17 protein-coding genes are annotated in these 16,624 nt (G+C 63.2%); 14 read left to right on the forward strand and 3 right to left on the reverse strand.

Annotated features, from left to right (window positions below):
* Positions 1 to 86: 86 nt before the first annotated feature.
* The 3 genes from AC1DZE_RS04845 to AC1DZE_RS04855 form a co-directional block, all read right to left on the reverse strand.
* A complete protein-coding gene (locus AC1DZE_RS04845; protein WP_477672362.1) occupies positions 87 to 2,729 on the reverse strand; it encodes a beta strand repeat-containing protein in 2,643 nt (880 codons plus the stop codon).
* Between the two features lie 118 nt (positions 2,730 to 2,847).
* Positions 2,848 to 3,348, reverse strand: a complete 501-nt coding sequence (locus tag AC1DZE_RS04850) for a hypothetical protein (RefSeq protein ID WP_477668682.1) — start codon at positions 3,346 to 3,348, stop codon at positions 2,848 to 2,850.
* 687 nt (positions 3,349 to 4,035) lie between these two features.
* Complete coding sequence (locus AC1DZE_RS04855; protein ID WP_477668683.1) at positions 4,036 to 5,526, reverse strand: aminotransferase-like domain-containing protein; 1,491 nt, start codon at positions 5,524 to 5,526, stop codon at positions 4,036 to 4,038.
* A gap of 121 nt (positions 5,527 to 5,647) precedes the next feature.
* Between AC1DZE_RS04855 and AC1DZE_RS04860 the strand changes: the two genes are divergently transcribed.
* From AC1DZE_RS04860 to AC1DZE_RS04925, 14 genes are all read left to right on the forward strand, one after another.
* Positions 5,648 to 6,259, forward strand: coding sequence for a LysE family translocator (locus tag AC1DZE_RS04860; protein WP_477668684.1), 612 nt, complete (start codon positions 5,648 to 5,650; stop codon positions 6,257 to 6,259).
* Positions 6,256 to 7,212, forward strand: a complete 957-nt coding sequence (locus AC1DZE_RS04865) for a DMT family transporter (RefSeq protein WP_477673651.1) — start codon at positions 6,256 to 6,258, stop codon at positions 7,210 to 7,212. The genes AC1DZE_RS04860 and AC1DZE_RS04865 overlap by 4 nt, the downstream gene beginning before the upstream one ends.
* Positions 7,212 to 7,544: an antibiotic biosynthesis monooxygenase family protein gene (locus AC1DZE_RS04870; RefSeq protein ID WP_477668686.1), complete on the forward strand. Its 333-nt coding sequence runs from the start codon at positions 7,212 to 7,214 to the stop codon at positions 7,542 to 7,544. The genes AC1DZE_RS04865 and AC1DZE_RS04870 overlap by 1 nt, the downstream gene beginning before the upstream one ends.
* 69 nt (positions 7,545 to 7,613) lie before the next feature.
* On the forward strand, positions 7,614 to 8,075 hold the full coding sequence (locus AC1DZE_RS04875; RefSeq protein ID WP_477668687.1) for a RidA family protein: 462 nt from the start codon (positions 7,614 to 7,616) through the stop codon (positions 8,073 to 8,075).
* Positions 8,076 to 8,080: 5 nt separating this feature from the next.
* Positions 8,081 to 8,410: a DHCW motif cupin fold protein gene (locus AC1DZE_RS04880; RefSeq protein WP_477673652.1), complete on the forward strand. Its 330-nt coding sequence runs from the start codon at positions 8,081 to 8,083 to the stop codon at positions 8,408 to 8,410.
* A gap of 104 nt (positions 8,411 to 8,514) precedes the next feature.
* Positions 8,515 to 9,159: a DJ-1/PfpI family protein gene (locus AC1DZE_RS04885; protein WP_477668689.1), complete on the forward strand. Its 645-nt coding sequence runs from the start codon at positions 8,515 to 8,517 to the stop codon at positions 9,157 to 9,159.
* Positions 9,160 to 9,341: 182 nt separating this feature from the next.
* A complete protein-coding gene (locus AC1DZE_RS04890; RefSeq protein ID WP_477668690.1) occupies positions 9,342 to 10,535 on the forward strand; it encodes an aminotransferase-like domain-containing protein in 1,194 nt (397 codons plus the stop codon).
* A 21-nt stretch (positions 10,536 to 10,556) separates the two neighbouring features.
* Positions 10,557 to 11,177 carry a glutathione S-transferase family protein gene (locus AC1DZE_RS04895; protein WP_477673243.1) on the forward strand — a complete coding sequence of 207 codons (621 nt, stop codon included), beginning with the start codon at positions 10,557 to 10,559 and terminating at the stop codon, positions 11,175 to 11,177.
* 35 nt (positions 11,178 to 11,212) lie between these two features.
* Positions 11,213 to 12,127, forward strand: coding sequence for a PhzF family phenazine biosynthesis protein (locus AC1DZE_RS04900; protein ID WP_477673242.1), 915 nt, complete (start codon positions 11,213 to 11,215; stop codon positions 12,125 to 12,127).
* Positions 12,128 to 12,142: 15 nt separating this feature from the next.
* Positions 12,143 to 12,856 (forward strand): VOC family protein, encoded by a 714-nt coding sequence (locus tag AC1DZE_RS04905; RefSeq protein WP_477673241.1) that lies wholly within the window; start codon positions 12,143 to 12,145, stop codon positions 12,854 to 12,856.
* Positions 12,857 to 12,858: 2 nt separating this feature from the next.
* On the forward strand, positions 12,859 to 13,497 hold the full coding sequence (locus AC1DZE_RS04910; protein WP_477673240.1) for a LysE family translocator: 639 nt from the start codon (positions 12,859 to 12,861) through the stop codon (positions 13,495 to 13,497).
* A gap of 55 nt (positions 13,498 to 13,552) precedes the next feature.
* A complete protein-coding gene (locus AC1DZE_RS04915; RefSeq protein WP_477673239.1) occupies positions 13,553 to 14,575 on the forward strand; it encodes a threonine dehydratase in 1,023 nt (340 codons plus the stop codon).
* 136 nt (positions 14,576 to 14,711) lie between these two features.
* Entirely contained in the window at positions 14,712 to 15,380 is a 669-nt protein-coding gene (locus tag AC1DZE_RS04920; RefSeq protein WP_477699840.1) for a histidine phosphatase family protein, read from the forward strand.
* 93 nt (positions 15,381 to 15,473) lie between these two features.
* The gene (locus AC1DZE_RS04925; RefSeq protein WP_477674403.1) at positions 15,474 to 16,604 is read left to right on the forward strand and encodes a hypothetical protein; all 1,131 of its coding nucleotides are present in this window, start codon (positions 15,474 to 15,476) and stop codon (positions 16,602 to 16,604) included.
* Positions 16,605 to 16,624 lie beyond the last annotated feature (20 nt).

Raw genomic sequence — 16,624 nt, forward strand, 5'->3', positions numbered from 1 at the left:
AGGGCGTCGCTTTCCAAAGGGCACGCGGCCGTGCCCTTTGAAAAGCGGGGAAGCTTTCGCTTCCCGCGCTTGAGGTCAGTCCCGGGTTAGGGGTTGATGCGTACACCGAAAGTCACGACAGCCGACTGACCAGGGGTCAGGGTGCCGATCGTCGCGGTGACGGTGCCCGCTGCGCCTGCGGAGGGGCCGGTCACGGTACCTACCGTGCTTGCCGCAGCGCTGCTCAGAGTGGTGTAACTAGGCGTCGCGTCGGACACCACAACGGAGGTCGCATTCGCGGATCCGACGTTGGTTACGGTGATCTGGTACAGCACGCACTGGTTGGGACGGGCGCTGAGGGTAGCCGCCGCGTAGACCGTGCCGCCGTTGGCGCCAGCGCAAGCCGTGTCCAGGGATTGCGCCTTGGTCAGCGTCAGGTTGCCGGCGATCACAGTCGTACTGTCAACCGCAGTAGCCACGGCAGGAACTGTCGTCGCATAGCTGCCATTGGTGGTCGTGACCGTGATGGTCGTGGCGTCCACTGCACCGGGGGTTGCGCCGCTAGGAGCGATCACCTTGTTGAACACCGTGATCGATGCACCGGGAGCCAGACCCGCAGGCAGGACGCCCGCGGCATGCAGCGTGCTGCTGATCTGAGGGTCGGTCGCGTCGAGTACGCCGTTGGCGTTGGCATCGTAGTACAGCGCGGAAGTCCAGCCGGCCTGGTTGTCGGCGCCGGCCAGGGTCAGCGTACTGACCGTGCCGTTGCCTTCCAGCACGTTGCCGGTATTGGTCAAGGTGTGGCTGTAGACGTAGGAGCCGCCTGGATAGGTCTGGCCGGCGCCGTTGGGCGTGAGGGTCACCGAGCGCACGGCGTTCACGACCACCGCGTCATGCAGCGTGTCCGAAGCGTTCGACGTGGGCGACAGCGTACGGAAGTACAGCTGCGTGGTGCCCGCTGCAAAGCCGGCAGGCACACCCACCACCGCGCAGACGACAACGTTGCCGGCGGCGGCCACGGAACCCGTGTTGGTGATGGTCGCACCCGTGGTCGAGCAGTTTCCTGCGCCGCCGTCGGCGCGGAAGCTGACCGTCCAGCCAGCGGGCAACGTCACGCTGGCGAAGGTGTTCACCGTGCTGGCGCCCAGGTTGTAGCTGTCCGGCGAAGGGCCGGTGTTGTTGGCCACGATCGTGAAGACCGTCGAGGCGCCCGGGTTCAGCGTGTTGGTGACCTGCGCGGCACCTTCGCCGTTGGCGAACACGCCCACGCCGGGAACACCCACCGCGGTCGGCAGGTTATTGGTGGCATCAACCGCTGCGGCAGTCACGGCGGTCAGCTGGTCGTTGGTGGTAGCCGTCTTGGTCGGGTCAAACACCGAGGTGGCCGTCTTGACAATGATGAAAGGCGCACCTGTGTTGGTCGCGTTCGGCGGCAGCGTGGCCTTGAGGATCACGTTGTAGGTAGCGCCTGCGGCCAGCGGGCCGGTGTCAACCGTGCCGTCGCTATTCGTATCGACCAACGGCGTGACGCCGTCGCTCTTGTAAAGCTGGAAGGTCGTGCCGGCCGGGAAGTTGCCCGTGCTCAGCGTGATGTTGAAGGTGTCGGAGCCATTGCCGGTATTGGTCACCGTGTTGGTGAAGCTCACCGTCGAGCCAGGCGCGGCCGGGCCAGGCACCGTGGTGCCGGTCAGCGTCACGGCGGCGGTCTGCAGCACCGTGAACGGCACCGTGTTGGAGCCGCCCGTTACCGTGGTAGCGCCGTTGTTGTAAGACGTCGTGGCGGTGTTGTTGAGTACGCCGGGTGCAGTTCCCCCGGCCACGGTCACGCCGAAGCTGATGGTGCCAGATTGGCCAGCCGTCACCTGGTTGAGCGTGACCAGCAGGGTCTTGGTTCCCAGGGTGTAGCCCGAAGTCAGGGTGTTGGGTGCAGAACCACTGGAGGCACCAGCGTCGCTCAGCGCCGTGGCGCCCGTCACGCTCCAGCGTGCAGAACCCGCGGTATAGGTCAGGCCCGCCGGCAGAACGTCGGTGATCGCCACGGCGGTGGCCGTGCTGTTACCGGTGTTCGTGTAGGTCAGGGTGTAGGTGATGGCCGTCCCGGCCGAGCCGCTGGACACGCTTGCCGACTTGGTCAGCGTGACGACCGCGTTGGTCGTGGCCGTGGTCACGTCGGTGTTCGACTGGGTTTTCGTCGGGTCAAATACGCTGGTGCCGGTCACCGTGATGGTGTTGGTCTGTGCCGCCGTAGCCGTGCCCGGCAAGGTGGCGACCACGATGTACTTGAAGAGGCCGCCTGCGGCCAGCGCGCCCGTCGAAGTGATCGCCGGGCCCGTTGGTGTACCGCTGCCGTTGTCGGCAAAAATCTGGACGCTGGCCATCGAGAAGCCACCGGTATTGCTGGTGGTCAGGTTGAACGTGTCCGTGCCGTTACCCGTGTTGGTCAGGGTGTGCGGGTAGTACACCACGCTGCCGGGGGTCGCGTTCTGCGCGCCGTTGGCCGCCAGGGTCAAGCTTGCAATCTGCTGCACCGTGGTCTGCACCACGTTCGACGTGACCGTGCGGGTAATGCCGGATGCATCCGAGTACGTGGCCGAGGCCTGGTTGCTGATGGACGTGCCCGCCGGCGGTGGCGCGGCATGGGCCGCCAGGCCGGCCAGAGCCAGCATAAGCGCGACAAACAATCCCACAATCCAGTGGGTGAAAAAGTGCTGCAACCCTAAAGGCTGCGGACTCGAAGGATTGGCATACATGGCTTTTTCTCCTGGCTACTTAACAACGGTGAATCAACAAACAATTAACGGGGAACGGAAAGGCGAAATGCGCCGCCCGCATGGCGGGAGGCGCAGCTGCAAGGGAAGCTGGCCGTCATCACGGTTTGGCAGCCAGTGCGACTGCAGGTGAATCGATGCGCACACGCAGACTGACCACGGTGCTGGCGCCTGCGGCCAAGGTGCCGGTTTCCCAGCGCAAGGCGCGATAGTCAGACAGGGGAACGGGCTCTTTGCGCACGCTGCCGTCGGCCTGCTTGACCATGCGCGTCAGCGGCATGGGTGCAAAGATGCTTCCGTCCGTTGAGGCCAGAGCCTGTGCAGGTTCGGCACTTGCCGCGATAAAGGTGGTGCCGGGAGGCACCGGTATGGTTGCCAGAAGCTTGCCGGCTGCAGCGGTGCTGGTATTGCGGTAAGTAGCGCTGTACTGCAGGACATCCCCGGGTTTGCCGTCGCCGGCGGGCTTGAGCACGGGCTTGCCGCCCACCATCTCCACGCGCTGCGCCAGGAGCTGGGAAGACACCGGCGAGGCTTGGGCCAGCACAGCTTGGCCAAACACCAGTCCGGCGGCAAAAATACAAAGTTTCAGGGCAGATTTCATGGGTAACGTCCTTTCGTGACTCTCGGCAAATGGCTGGCTCGGAGGCAGATCCATGTAGGGCCGGCAACATATGCGCATCGATATGTATTTGAGACGTAACTTTATGTTACTTATCAACTTTTAGAGCCTCGATTACTTCACACGAACGCAATAGATGTGAATAAAAACAAAAATTTCGTGAGAAAAATCGCATAAACGTCCGTATTTAGTTGAATTTCAGTCTTCAATCGGAGTGATTGAAACAGTAAGTTACATATTAAAACATCGAAAATCCACCAAAAGATCCGAAGAAACTAATGGAAATTAGCTAAAACCGGGGCCTCAATTCAACAATTAGAGTTAACTCGTAACCAATAGAAACAACCATCAGATTACCGGCCAAGCCGAATGTCATTTTCGAAAGGGGACAGGTAGCCGGGCAGCGCCAACGGGAAGCCGGAGGATGAGGAAAACAAGGAGAAAAGAGGGGGAAGGGAGGAAAGGGCAACGCCCCAGGCGCAACAAGCCAGGCGAACTCCAACGCGGAGCATGGCGGGGCGGAAGACATAACCGCATAGTCGCGGCCGCTCGCCGCGGGCAGAGTGGCGAAAGACAAGCTGCCCGAACTCGGTGCCAAGCTCGCTCAAAACTCGCTTCTTCACGGCCCGCCCTGTTCTGTCAGGGCAAGCCGCGAAAGAAGGAGGAAAGTTACCTCACGGCATCACGCAAGCGCGCAAACACCTTCCAGAACGCAGCCTCCTGCGTGGTTGCAAAGTTGATGCGCATCAATGTGCTGGGTTTGCGCGCCGCGTGAAACAAGCCGCCAGGCGCAATCAGGTAGCCCTCGTCCAGCATGCGCTGGGACAACGCATCGGTGTCGACGCCCGTGTCCACCCAGCCGAACAGGCCGGCGGGCTCCGCAGCAAATGTGCAGCCGTGAGCCAGGGCCAATTTGACGCTGCGTGCACGCGCGCCGTCAAGCCGGGTGCGAATACGCTCGGCATGCCGGCGTAACTGGCCCTGATCTATGCACCAGGCCAGCGCCTTCTCCAGCAGGGCTGGCGTGGTTAGCGTGGCCAGCAGTTTGGTGTCCAGCAGGCGCTCGATGAGGTCGGGGGGTGCGGCCATGAAGCCGACGCGCCAGCCGGGTGCCAGGATCTTGGCGAAGCCGCTGACATAAATCGTGCGCTGCAGCCCATCGAGGGCGCATAGCCGCGTGGCATGCTCAGGCGCCAGGTGGCTGTAGGTGTCGTCTTCAACAATGTGGAAGTTGTGTTGCATCGCCAACTGCAGCACGCGGTGGGCGCTGCCGGGCGTGAGGCAGTAGCCCGTCGGGTTGTGGAATACGCTGACACTGACAAACAGCTTGGGCTGGTGGATTTCGCAGTATTGGGCCATCACCGCCAGGTCCGGGCCGTCGGCGCGGCGCGGTACCGGCAGGATGCGCATGCCTAAAGCGTCCAGTCGGGCGAACTCCACCGCCCAGCCGGGCTCCTCCACCATCACACAGTCCCCGGCACGCAGCAGCGTCCGGCTGACGATGTCGAGCGCATGGGTGGCGCCAACGGTGGTGATGATCTGCTCGGGCGCGGCGTGCACATTGAGTGCACTGAGCTTCTGCGAAAGCGCGCGGCGCAGGCCGCTGTCGCCCATGGGTTCACCGTACTGGAGCGAAAAGTCCCGCAACGCGCTGACGCTGGTGACTTTGCGGACGGCGGCCGGCATGAAGGTGGTTTCGAGCCAGTCTGGTGGAAACACGCCCATGCCGGGTTGCGGCTTGTTGCTGACCTTGTGGAACATCCCGCGGATCAGCGCCGTCGCATCCACCGGCGCCTGGCGCGTGGCCATCCAGGTCGCAGTGCTCCAGGCGCCCGGGGGGGCGTGGCCCGCGGCCGTACCCGTTTTTGCGTCTGCTATATTTTTTATAGCTGCCGGCGCTTTAGGAGCCTGCGCCAGCGCCGCATTAAGCGAAGTATCACGGACAAAAAAACCGCGGTTCTTGCGCGCCACCACCAGGCCTTGCGCCAGCAACTGGTCATAAGCCGCCACCACGGTGGAGGCACTTACACCTTGCTGCTCGGCGCACAGCCGCACAGAAGGCAGGCGCGCACCAGGGGCCAACAGCCGGCTACGGATGCGTTCGGCAAAGCGCGCCGACAGCTGTTCGGTGAGGGACTGTGAAGCGGTTTTCATCAACATGGTGTGGCCTTGGCACGCCCTGCAGGCGGCATGTGTGCTGACAATTTGACCAATACAGTTTGGAAATTTGTACCAACAACTGTACTGGTGGTGTATTGCTTTCAACTATAAAGTTGAAAACATGAACTGGCAAGAATTTACGGCCTTACTGGTGCTGGCAACGGCGATGAGCTTTTCGCCGGGACCCAACACGACGCTATCAACCGCACTGGGAGCCAACCATGGGTTGAAACGCGCACTGCCTTTTGTCTGCGCGGTGCCGGTCGGCTGGGGCGTACTGCTGCTGGTGTGTGCCCTGGGGCTGGGCGCCCTGGTGCTGGCTGTGCCCTTGCTGAGCTGGGCCGTGAAGATCATCGGCGTGGCGTACCTGCTGTGGCTGGCCTGGAAGATTTCGCAGTCGCGCCAATTGAGCGAGGCGGACGCGGCGCGCCTGAACATCACTTTCTGGCAAGGCGCCGCACTACAGTTTGTCAACATCAAGGCGTGGATGCTGGCGCTGGCCATCGTGAGCGGCTGGATTGCCGGCCGCGAGGCCCCGGGCGCGCGGCTGGCCATCGTATTGCCGGTGATGCTGGCCTACGCGTTTGTCAGCAACCTCACTTACGCGCTCGCCGGGTCATTGCTGCGCGAGTGGCTGACCGGCCCGTCCGGCAGCGGACGACGGCTCCAGTGGTTCAACCGCGCCATGGCGCTGGTACTCGTGGCCACCGCCATCTGGATGCTTTTTATATGACGTCCACATCTGCCGACACAAACAAAGGGCTATGGCTCGGCTTGCTGGGCATCGTGATTTTTGCCGTCACGCTGCCCATGACACGCCTGGCCGTGGGCACGCCCGATGCACCGCAGATGTCCGGCGTTTTCATCGCGCTCGGGCGGGCCACGGTGGCGGCCGTGTTGTCGGCGGCGTTTTTGCTGGCCACCCGCGCGCCACTGCCGCAGCGAAAGGACTGGTTGCCGCTGACCATCACCGCGGGCGGCGTGGTGTTTGGTTTTCCGCTCTTCACCTCGATTGCCATGCGTTACGTGGAAGCCGTGCATGCAAGCGTCATCCTCGGCGTGCTGCCCCTGGCCACCGCGGCAGTGGGCGCGCTGCTGCACCGCCAGCGTCCGTCGGCCGGCTTCTGGCTGTGCGCAGCGCTGGGCAGCGCGCTGGTGGTTTTGTTTGCCATGCTGCGTTCAAACAGTGAGGGTGGGCTGTCCATCCATTTTGCTGACCTATTGTTGCTGGCCGCCTGTTTGTGCGCGGCAGTCGGTTACGGCTACGGCGCGCGGCTGTCCCAGCACATGCGCGCCGAGCACGTGATCTGCTGGGCCTTGGTGCTCTCGCTGCCCTTGACTTTGCCGCTGTCTCTTCTCAGCTGGCCCACAGCACCACTCAAGGTCAGCGCCTGGGCCGGCTTTGCCTACGTGGCGGTGTTCTCGGCCTGGTTGGGATTTTTTGCCTGGTACCGCGGCCTGGCGCTGGGCGGCACGGTCCGTGTCAGCCAGGTGCAGTTGGTGCAACCGTTCTTGTCCATGCTGTTTTCTGTGCCGCTGCTTGGCGAGCACCTGGACGCGGTCACCGTCGGCTTCGGGCTGGCCGTGATTGCCACCGTTTTCATCGGCAAAAAAATGCCGGTGCAGTCAGGCGCCCGCATGCGGGCCGCCGAACCGGGCTCTTTGCTCAACACCAGAAAGTTGTGATGTACTCAGCCGCCTTTATTTTTGAACCCGGCACCTACGACGAACGGTTCCACACGCTGGACGCGCTGATCGAAGAAGCCGCCCTTGCCACGCCGGGCTACCTGGGCGCGGAGTCCTGGCGTTCGCCGGATGGCGTGCTGACCAATGCCACTTACTTCTGGGAAACCGAGGAATCGCTGCGCGTATTTTCAGCACACCCCAAGCACCTGGAAGCCAAACGCCAGTACACGCAGTGGTACAAAGGTTTTCACATCGTCATCTCACAGGTGTTGCGCTCTTACGGCGACGGCACCATTACACACATCACGCCCAACCAGCGAAAGCGGGCATGAAGCGGGCTTGAGGCCGCCCGCCGCTTTTGCACTGCTTTCCAGGATATCCCCTACAACAAGGAGCCATCGATGACCCCCGAACAACGCCTGCAGCAACTCGGCCTGATCCTGCCGCCCGTCGTGACCCCTCGCGGCAACTTCGATGCCTGGGTGCTCGACGGTTCCATGCTGTACCTGTCGGGCAAGGGCTCGCCGCTGCGGCAAGACCTGGCTGTGGTGCCCAAGGTCGGGCGCGAGATCAGCGCGGAGGAAGCCCGCAAACATGCCCACGACGTCGGACTGAACCTGATTGCCACCATGAAGGCCGCCCTGGGCGAACTTTCGCGCGTGCGGCGCGTGGTCAAGCTGCTGGGCATGGTCAATGCGGCGCCCGATTTCACGGGCCATACCGAAGTCATCAACGGCTGCTCTGACCTGCTGGTGCAGGTATTCGGCGACGCGGGCCGCCATGCGCGCTCGGCAGTCGGCGTGGGCTCACTGCCGCGGGGCTTTGCGGTGGAAATCGAAGCCATCGTGTCGGTCACGGAGTAAGCAGCATGAAAATGAACGAAATTCCCTTCGGCACCACCGACTGGTCCAACGTGGAACGCACCGAACATTCCGCCCTGGCAGGCAAGGCCTTCTGGCGTACCCGCATTTTTGGCGATGTGCGCGTGCGCATGGTGGAGTACACGCCCGGCTATGTTTCCGATCACTGGTGCAGCAAAGGCCACATCCTGCTTTGCCTGGAAGGCGAGCTGCATACGGAGCTGGACAACGGCAGTGTGCACGTGCTGTTACCGGGCATGAGCTACCAGGTGGCAGACGGCGCCGAAGCCCACCGGTCGACCTCGCCTTCGGGGGCCAAACTGTTTATCGTGGACTGACTCCGCACCAACCGTCTCACCTCGGTACCGGTAGATCGATTCACAGCAACGTCTTTTTTTCTTTCAGTGAAGTAGCGCTTTCAACCCGCATCAGGACAGCTTTCATGCATATCGCCATCCTTACCTTCGACGGCTTCAACGAACTGGATTCCTTGATCGCCTATGGAATGCTGAGCCGCATTTCGCTGCGGGGTGATGCCGACTGGAAAGTCAGCATTGCCAGCCCCACCGAGCGCGTGACGTCGATGAACGGCCTCACCATTGATGCGCATATCGGCCTGAAAGAAGCCAATCGGGCCGATGCCGTATTAATCGGTAGCGGAATGAAAACGCGCGAAGTCGCCAATGACGCGTCCATCCTCGGTCAACTGCAGCTCAATCCACAACGGCAGCTCATAGCGGCGCAGTGCTCCGGGACCTTTTTGCTCGCCAAGCTGGGGCTTGTCGGCCAGATGCCGGCATGCACGGACTTGACCAGCAAGCCCTGGGTGCAGGCAGCCGGGGTGAGCATCCTGAACCAGGCCTTCTTTGCGAAGGGCAACCTGGCGACCGCAGGCGGCTGCATGTCCGCGCAATACATTTCCGCATGGCTGATTGCCCGGCTGAAGGGCATTGACGAAGCCCGCGAGGTGCTGCACTACTTTGCCCCGGTCGGTGAAAAAGAGGAATACGTCTCACGGGGACTTGCACATCTGAAGGCGAATTTACAGGAACAGTCGACGACACCGGAAATGTCCGGCGCGTCGTGACGCCAGACCCGCAAGGACGGGTATGGCGAGTGTGAAAGCAAAGACAAGTGCACGGAGCGGGGGCAGAATGAATGCGCCAAGTCGTCCCCGCTCCCGGCAGCCACCGGACAGTGGCTTTTGAAAATCTTGCCAAAAATTTTTGTGCCCGGTTGTCTTTTGACGGCCCATAAGGAGAGAGTGAAATGGAATGGACCCAAGCGCAGCGCGCTAAAAAAATGAACCCCTCGGTGATCCGCGAGATCCTCAAGGTCACCGAGAAGCCCGGCATCATCAGCTTTGCCGGCGGCCTGCCCTCACCCAAGACCTTTCCGGTCGCCGCCTTTCGCGAAGCCTGTGACAAGGTGCTGCGCGAAGACGGCCATGCGGCGCTGCAGTATGCGGCCAGCGAAGGCTATGCGCCGCTGCGCGAGATGGTGGCCGCCATGCTGCCCTGGGAAGTCGACCCGGCGCAGGTGCTGATCACCACCGGCTCGCAGCAGGGCCTGGATTTGATCGCCAAGATATTGATCGACGCCGGCAGCCGCGTGCTGGTGGAAACGCCTACCTACCTGGGCGCGCTGCAGGCCTTCACGCCGATGGAGCCCGAAATCGTCGGCGTGGCCAGCGACGATGAAGGTGTGGACGTCAAGGACCTGGCCAGCAAGGCCGCCGGTGCGCGTTTCTTTTATGTGCTGCCCAACTTCCAGAACCCGACCGGCCGCACCATGACAGAAGCGCGCCGCGCCGCACTGAGCGCCGAGGCCGCGCGCCTGGGCCTGCCCATCGTCGAAGACAACCCCTATGGCGACCTGTGGTTTGACACACCGCCACCACTGCCGCTTACCGCGCGCAACCCCGAAGGCTGCGTGTACATGGGTTCCTTCTCCAAAATCCTGGCGCCGGGTTTGCGCCTGGGCTTTCTGGTCGCGCCCAAGTCGCTCTACCCCAAGCTGCTGCAAGCCAAGCAAGCGGCCGACCTGCACACGCCGGGCTTTAACCAGCGCATGGTGGTCGAGACCATGAAGAACAACTTCCTGGACCGCCACGTGCCGACCATTCGCGCGCTCTACAAATCGCAGCGCGACGCGATGCTGGCCGCGATGAAGCAGGGCATGCCCGAAGGTGTGAGCTGGAACACACCGGCCGGCGGCATGTTTTTGTGGGTGCGCCTGCCTGAAGGCATGAACGCTATCGACCTGCTGCCCAAGGCCGTGGAGCGCAACGTGGCCTTTGTGCCCGGCTGGGCCTTCTACGCCGACCATGCCGACGCCCGCACGCTGCGCCTCTCGTTCGTCACGTCCAGCGTCGAGCAAATCAACATCGGCATCGCCGCGCTGGCTGCGGCCATACGCGAGCAACTACCTGCCGGCCTGCCTCAACTGCGCGCGGCAGCATGATGAACGCGAAAGGGACCTGACATGCTTCATCTTTGGGGGCGCATCAGCTCCATCAACGTGCGAAAAGTCGTGTGGGCCGCGCAGGAGCTGGGCCTCACGATGCAGCGAACCGACGCCGGGGGCCAGTTCGGTATCGTCAAGGAGGCCGATTACCGGTGCAAGAACCCGAATGCGCTGGTGCCGCTGATGGAAGACGGTGAGGTGCTCATCTGGGAGTCCAATGTCATCGTGCGCTACCTCTGCGCCAAGCACTCGCCAGGCAATTTTTATCCCACAACGCTGCCGCAACGCTTTGCCGCCGAGCAGTGGATGGACTGGCAGCAGACCACCTTCAACCCGGCCGGACGCACGGCTTTCGTGCAGTGGATTCGCACGCCAGCGGAGCAGCGCAATACAGAACTGATTGCGCAGTCCGTAGCCGCCACCGAAGCGCTGCTAACACTGCTCGATGCACATCTGGCTGACCATGCGTTCATGGGCGGCGACCAGTTCAGCATGGCCGACATTCCGCTGGGCTGCGAAATGCACCGCTGGTTCGGCTTGCCGCAGCCGCGGCCCGTGCGTCCCCATCTGGACCGCTGGTACCAAACCCTCCTGGCACGGCCCGCCACGCGCGGCGTGCTGGACCTGCCTTTGTCATAAATCTTCAAACCTCCCCTGGAAAACCGAGAAACCCCATGAAGCAGCGCGCATTCAAGCAAGTCGACGTGTTCACACCCACCCCTTACTTCGGCAACCCCCTGGCCGTGGTAATCGACGGCAGCGGCCTGGATGATGCCGCCATGCAGCGTTTTGCCAAGTGGACCAACCTCTCGGAAACCACTTTCCTGTTGCCACCCACAGACGCCACGGCTGATTACAGCGTGCGCATCTTCACGCCCGGCGGCGAACTGCCTTTTGCCGGCCACCCCACGCTGGGCAGTTGCCACAGCTGGCTGGAAGCCGGTGGGCAAGCGCACAGCAAAGACTTTATCGTGCAGGAGTGCAAAGTAGGCCTGGTGAAGATTCGCCGCGAGACTGGCACAAAGCGCCTCGCATTTGCCGCACCGGCCCTCAAGCGCTCCGCGCCCAGCCCCTCGCTGCTGGCGCAGGTAGCCGGCGCGCTGGGATTAAAAGCGACAAGCATCCTCGCCGCCCAGTGCCTGGACAACGGCCCGATGTGGCTGGGCCTGCTGCTGGACAGCCCGGAAACTGTGCTGCAACTGGCGCCCGATCACAAGGCGCTGGCCAAGCTGGGCACCAAAGTCGGCGTGGTGGCGCGCTACCCACGTGAGGAAGCCGCGCCGCTGATTGCACGCGCCAACCGCGAAGCCAAGGCGTTCGCAGCCTCCGCACCTGAAACGACCCCTGATTTTGAAGTTCGGGCCTTCGCCTCTCCCATCGGTGTCGACGAAGACCCCGTCACCGGCAGCCTCAATGCCAGCCTGGCCCAGTGGCTGATTGCCGAAGGCCACGCGCCCGAGCGCTATACCGCCTCGCAAGGTGTCTGCCTGGGCCGTGCCGGTCAGGTGCATATCGAGCGCGATGCAGCCGGCCAGATGTGGGTGGGCGGCGAATCGGTCACCTGCATTGACGGAAGCGTGACGCTTTAGGAACCAGCCCTAACCATGGAACACAGCACCACACTCCCGCCGCTGGCCTCGCAGGTCGACCACCTCGTGGTGGTGGCGGCCAGCCTCGCCGAAGGCGTGCAGTGGTGCGAACGCGTGCTGGGCATCACGCCCGGGCCGGGCGGCGAGCATCCGCTGATGGGCACGCACAACCGGCTCTTCACAGTGGCCTCGCCGGCCTTTCCACGCGCCTATTTCGAAATCATTGCAATCAATCCGGACAAGCAAACCCCGCGTACGGCACCGGCCAGACGCTGGTATGACCTGGATGATCATGAGTTGCAGCTGCGGCTGAGCAAGACCGGCCCGCAGCTCGCGCACTTTGTCGCCTCGACGCCCCGTGTGATCGCGGCGGTGCGGGCGCTTTCCCGCCTGGGGCTGGACCGCGGTGAGGCGCTGGACGTCTCGCGCATGACGCCGCAAGGCCAGCTCAGCTGGAAAATTACCGTGCGTGAAGATGGTCAGAGGCTGTTTTACGGTGCGCTGCCCACGCTGATCCAGTGGGGCGACGTGCATCCGGCCGATGGCATGGCGCCCTCAGGCGTCACGCTGCAATCGCTGCACGCCAGCCACCCGCGTCCCGACGCGCTGCGCGGCGGCTATGAAGCCATAGGGCTGGCTGGCGTAGGCCTCGCGCAAGGCCCGCCCAATCTCATCGCCACGCTGCAGACGCCGCGCGGCCTCGTCACGCTGGAATCCAAAGGAGCCTGAGAATGTTTACGAGCACAGAACTCGCCTGGTTTGCCCTCGCCGCCCTGGTGCTGGTGCTCACGCCCGGGCCCAACATGATTTACTGCATCTCGCGCACGCTGTGCCAGGGCCCCCGCGCCGGGCTGGTGTCGCTCAGCGGCGTGGCGCTGGGGTTTGTCGTCCATCTGCTGGCCGCGTCGTTCGGGCTAACCGCACTGCTGCTGGCCGTACCGCTGGCCTTTGACGCCATCAAGGTGGCAGGCGCGGCTTACCTGCTCTGGATGGCCTGGCAGGCCGTCAAGCCCGGGGGCCTGGCGCCTTTTGAAACGCGCGAGCTGCCGCATGACCCGCCGCGCACGCTCTTCCTCATGGGTTTTATGACCAACCTGCTCAACCCCAAAGTCGCCATGTTTTATCTCTCCTTCTTTCCGCAGTTTTTGCACCCCGAACGCGGCGACCTGCTGCTGCAAAGCCTGACGCTGGGCGCCGTGCAGATCAGCGTCAGCACGAGCGTGAACACGGTGCTGATCTGCTTTGCGGCGGCGATTGCAGGCTTTCTGAACCGCAACATCAGCTGGATGCGCGTGCAGCGCTATGTGATGGGCACGGTGCTGGGCCTTTTGGCGCTGCGCCTGCTGACTGAAAAGCGGGCGGCCGCATGAGCCGCCGGGCCGTTCCCAAGGCGAATGCCGCAGCTCGCAGAGCGGGGGTCACCCAATGAGCGCCGTACTCGACCGCGCGCCAGAGCTGGAGAACAGCATGCTGCCTTCGCTGCTGGAGATTGAAGACGCGGCCCGTGTCGTCTACCGCGAGTTCCAGGCCACGCCGCAGTACCGCTGGGGCCTGTCCAGCCAGCGGCTGGGCGCCGACTGCTGGATCAAGCACGAGAACCACACACCGGTGGGCGCATTCAAGCTGCGCGGCGGGCTCACTTACTTTGAGGCGCTCAAGCAACGCGGCGAGCTGCCGCGAGAAGCCATCAGCGCCACACGCGGTAACCACGGCCAGAGCATAGGCTGGGCCGCCCGCGCGCACGGCGTGCCTTGCACCATCGTGGTTCCGCATGGCAATTCGGTGGAGAAAAACGCCGCCATGCGCGCACTGGGCGTCACACTGATCGAGCACGGCAACGACTTCCAGGAAAGCCGCGAGTTTGCGAAGAGGCTGGCTGCCGAACGCGGCGCCCACATGGTGCCGAGCTTTCATGCGGATTTACTGCGCGGCGTCAGCACCTACTGGTGGGAATTCATGCTGGCAGTGCCGCAACTCGACGTGGTGTATGTGCCGATAGGCCAGGGCTCGGGCGCGTGTTCGGCCGTTGCCGCCAAGCTGGCGCTGGGCCGCAAGCTGCGCATCGTGGGCGTGGTCAGCGCGCACGCCACCACCTACGCCGACTCGCTGGCCGCGGGGCGCGTGATTGAAGCACCGGTGACCACCTACCTGGCCGACGGCATGGCCTGCCGCGTCGCTGACCAGGCCGCGCTGGATGTCTTGCTGCCGCACCTGGAACGCGTCGTGAAGGTGACGGACGACGAAGTGGCCCAGGCCATGCGCGACCTTTATGCCGACACACACAACGTGGCCGAAGGTGCGGGCGCGGCGAGCTTTGCCGCAGCCATGCAGGAGCGCAGTCAGCTCAAAGGACTGGTGGTGGGCACCACCTTGTGCGGCGGTAATGTGGACACGGCGACTGTCGCCAAGGTGCTAACTGCCGGCCCCCACGCTTCTCGCTCCGCGTAGTGCGCTGCCCCCCGAGGGGGCGCTGCGCCTGCGGCCCCTGCTGGAACGGCTGCTTTTTTTGGCTGAGGCCTCAACACTCGAACACCCAGTCGCGCGCGAGACTAAACGCAGGGGGGCAGCGCGCCACAATTTGCCCATGGGAACCCTCTATCTCGTGCGCCACGGCCAGGCCTCATTTGGCGAAGACGACTACGACGTGCTCAGCCCCATGGGGCGCCAGCAAAGCGTGCGTCTGGGCGAGTACTTCAAGTACAAGGGCATCACCTTTGACGCCGCTTTCACCGGCACGCTGCAGCGGCAGATCGATACCTTTGCCGGGATCTGTGAAGGCATGGGTGTCACCATGCAAGCCACACAGCGCCCCGGGCTCAATGAATACGACAGCCACGCCGTCATCGGTGCCATCCACCCGCACAAGCTCGAAAAACCCACCACGCCCGAGGAATACCGCGGCCACTTCCGGCTGCTGCGTGACGGGCTGGCACAGTGGATGGCCGGCGTCGTCACCCCCCAGGGCATGCCAAGCTACACCGGGTTTGTTGAGGGTGTAACTTCTGTCCTGGACCAGATTCGTGCCAATTACACCGGAAATGTGCTGCTGGTTTCCAGCGGCGGGCCCATCTCGACCGCAGTGGGCCATGTGCTGGGCACCAGCCCTGAAACCACGATAGAACTGAACCTGCGCATACGCAACTGCTCACTTACCGAGTTTGCCTTTACGCCCAAGCGGCACATGCTGGTGACCTACAACACCTTGCCGCACCTGGACGCGCCCGAACACGCAAGCTGGATTACCTACGCCTGAACGCGCCTGCGAGCAGCCGGCTTCGTGGTTTTTCCGCCATTGCCGAATCGACCACAAGCAAAGATACTTTGCGGCAACATGACCGCCGCCCTGATGCCCAGTCTTCGTCCTGTCGGAATTCACCTTCACGGTGAAACAACCGGCGCGCTGGCGGCTTCCACTTACAGTTTCCTGGTGCAGCTTGAAAAGCTCGGCCTGCAGGACGCCGTAGAAACCAGGGAGATTTTTCCGGGCTCCACCGCCGCAAGAAGCTTTTGCCTGCCGGACGGCCTCGCCGCACAATGGGCGCCCGGCCTGGACACCCTGGGCCTGGCAGAACGGCTGCAGCTGGATACGCTGAACAACAGCGAAGACCTGGAACGAGAGATTCTTCTGGCCATGCTCCTGAGCCCGGTCGCCTTTGAATTCCCCAGCCATGCGGAGCTGGCATCGGCAGTGCGCATACGCCGCAACATCGTGCTGGCCGCGCGCAAGACTGCATTGGAGTTTCATACCACCGAAGTCAACCGGCCGGAGGACTGCTGGGTCTACTCGGAAGACGCTGGCTTTACCGTCAAGCCCGGTCACGCGCTGATTCCCGCCCTGGAAAAAGCCACCCAACCCGAGGCCTCGGGCAAGCTGTATTCCTTTTCCTGCTACCGCGCGACCGAATACGTGATCCTGCTGGCCATCGCGCAGGAACTCGAAACCTGCAACCCGCCGTTGCTGGCCGCGCTGCAGCAGCGCTGGGAGCACCGCGCCATCATGTCGGGCAAATTCCACGACGTGTTCCTGCGCGAATACGGCACGATGGAACAACCCCTGCCGCCCAGGTATTACGTGCCCGGCGACCGCCTCTGGTTTCGCAACCCCGACGAGCACTCCTCCGACGTCTCGGGCTATGAAGGCTCCTGGGTGTTCTACATCGGCAACGGGCAGTTCACCAACTTCTGGAAGCGCGAGCAGCCCTACACCCTGACGGCCAAATGCCTGGAGCTGTTTCACTGGCGGCATGCCACCTACACCGACGAAGCCGGCGAGTTGCGTATCAATGAAAGCATTGTGGAAGCCGGCGTCAAGGCCTCCAGCGCCGACCCGGCCGAGACGGCGCGAATCCTGGAACTCATGCTGCGTATGCGTGAACCCAAGGGCGTGTATGCATCGGGCGGGTGCATAGACACCTCGCGGGAACACCCCCGCTGGGTCTGCCCCGGCACCGCCGACATGGTGTTGCCGACAGCCTGATGCGATTTCAGGCAGCACTT

Source organism: Polaromonas sp. P1_F1, assembly GCF_056405795.1.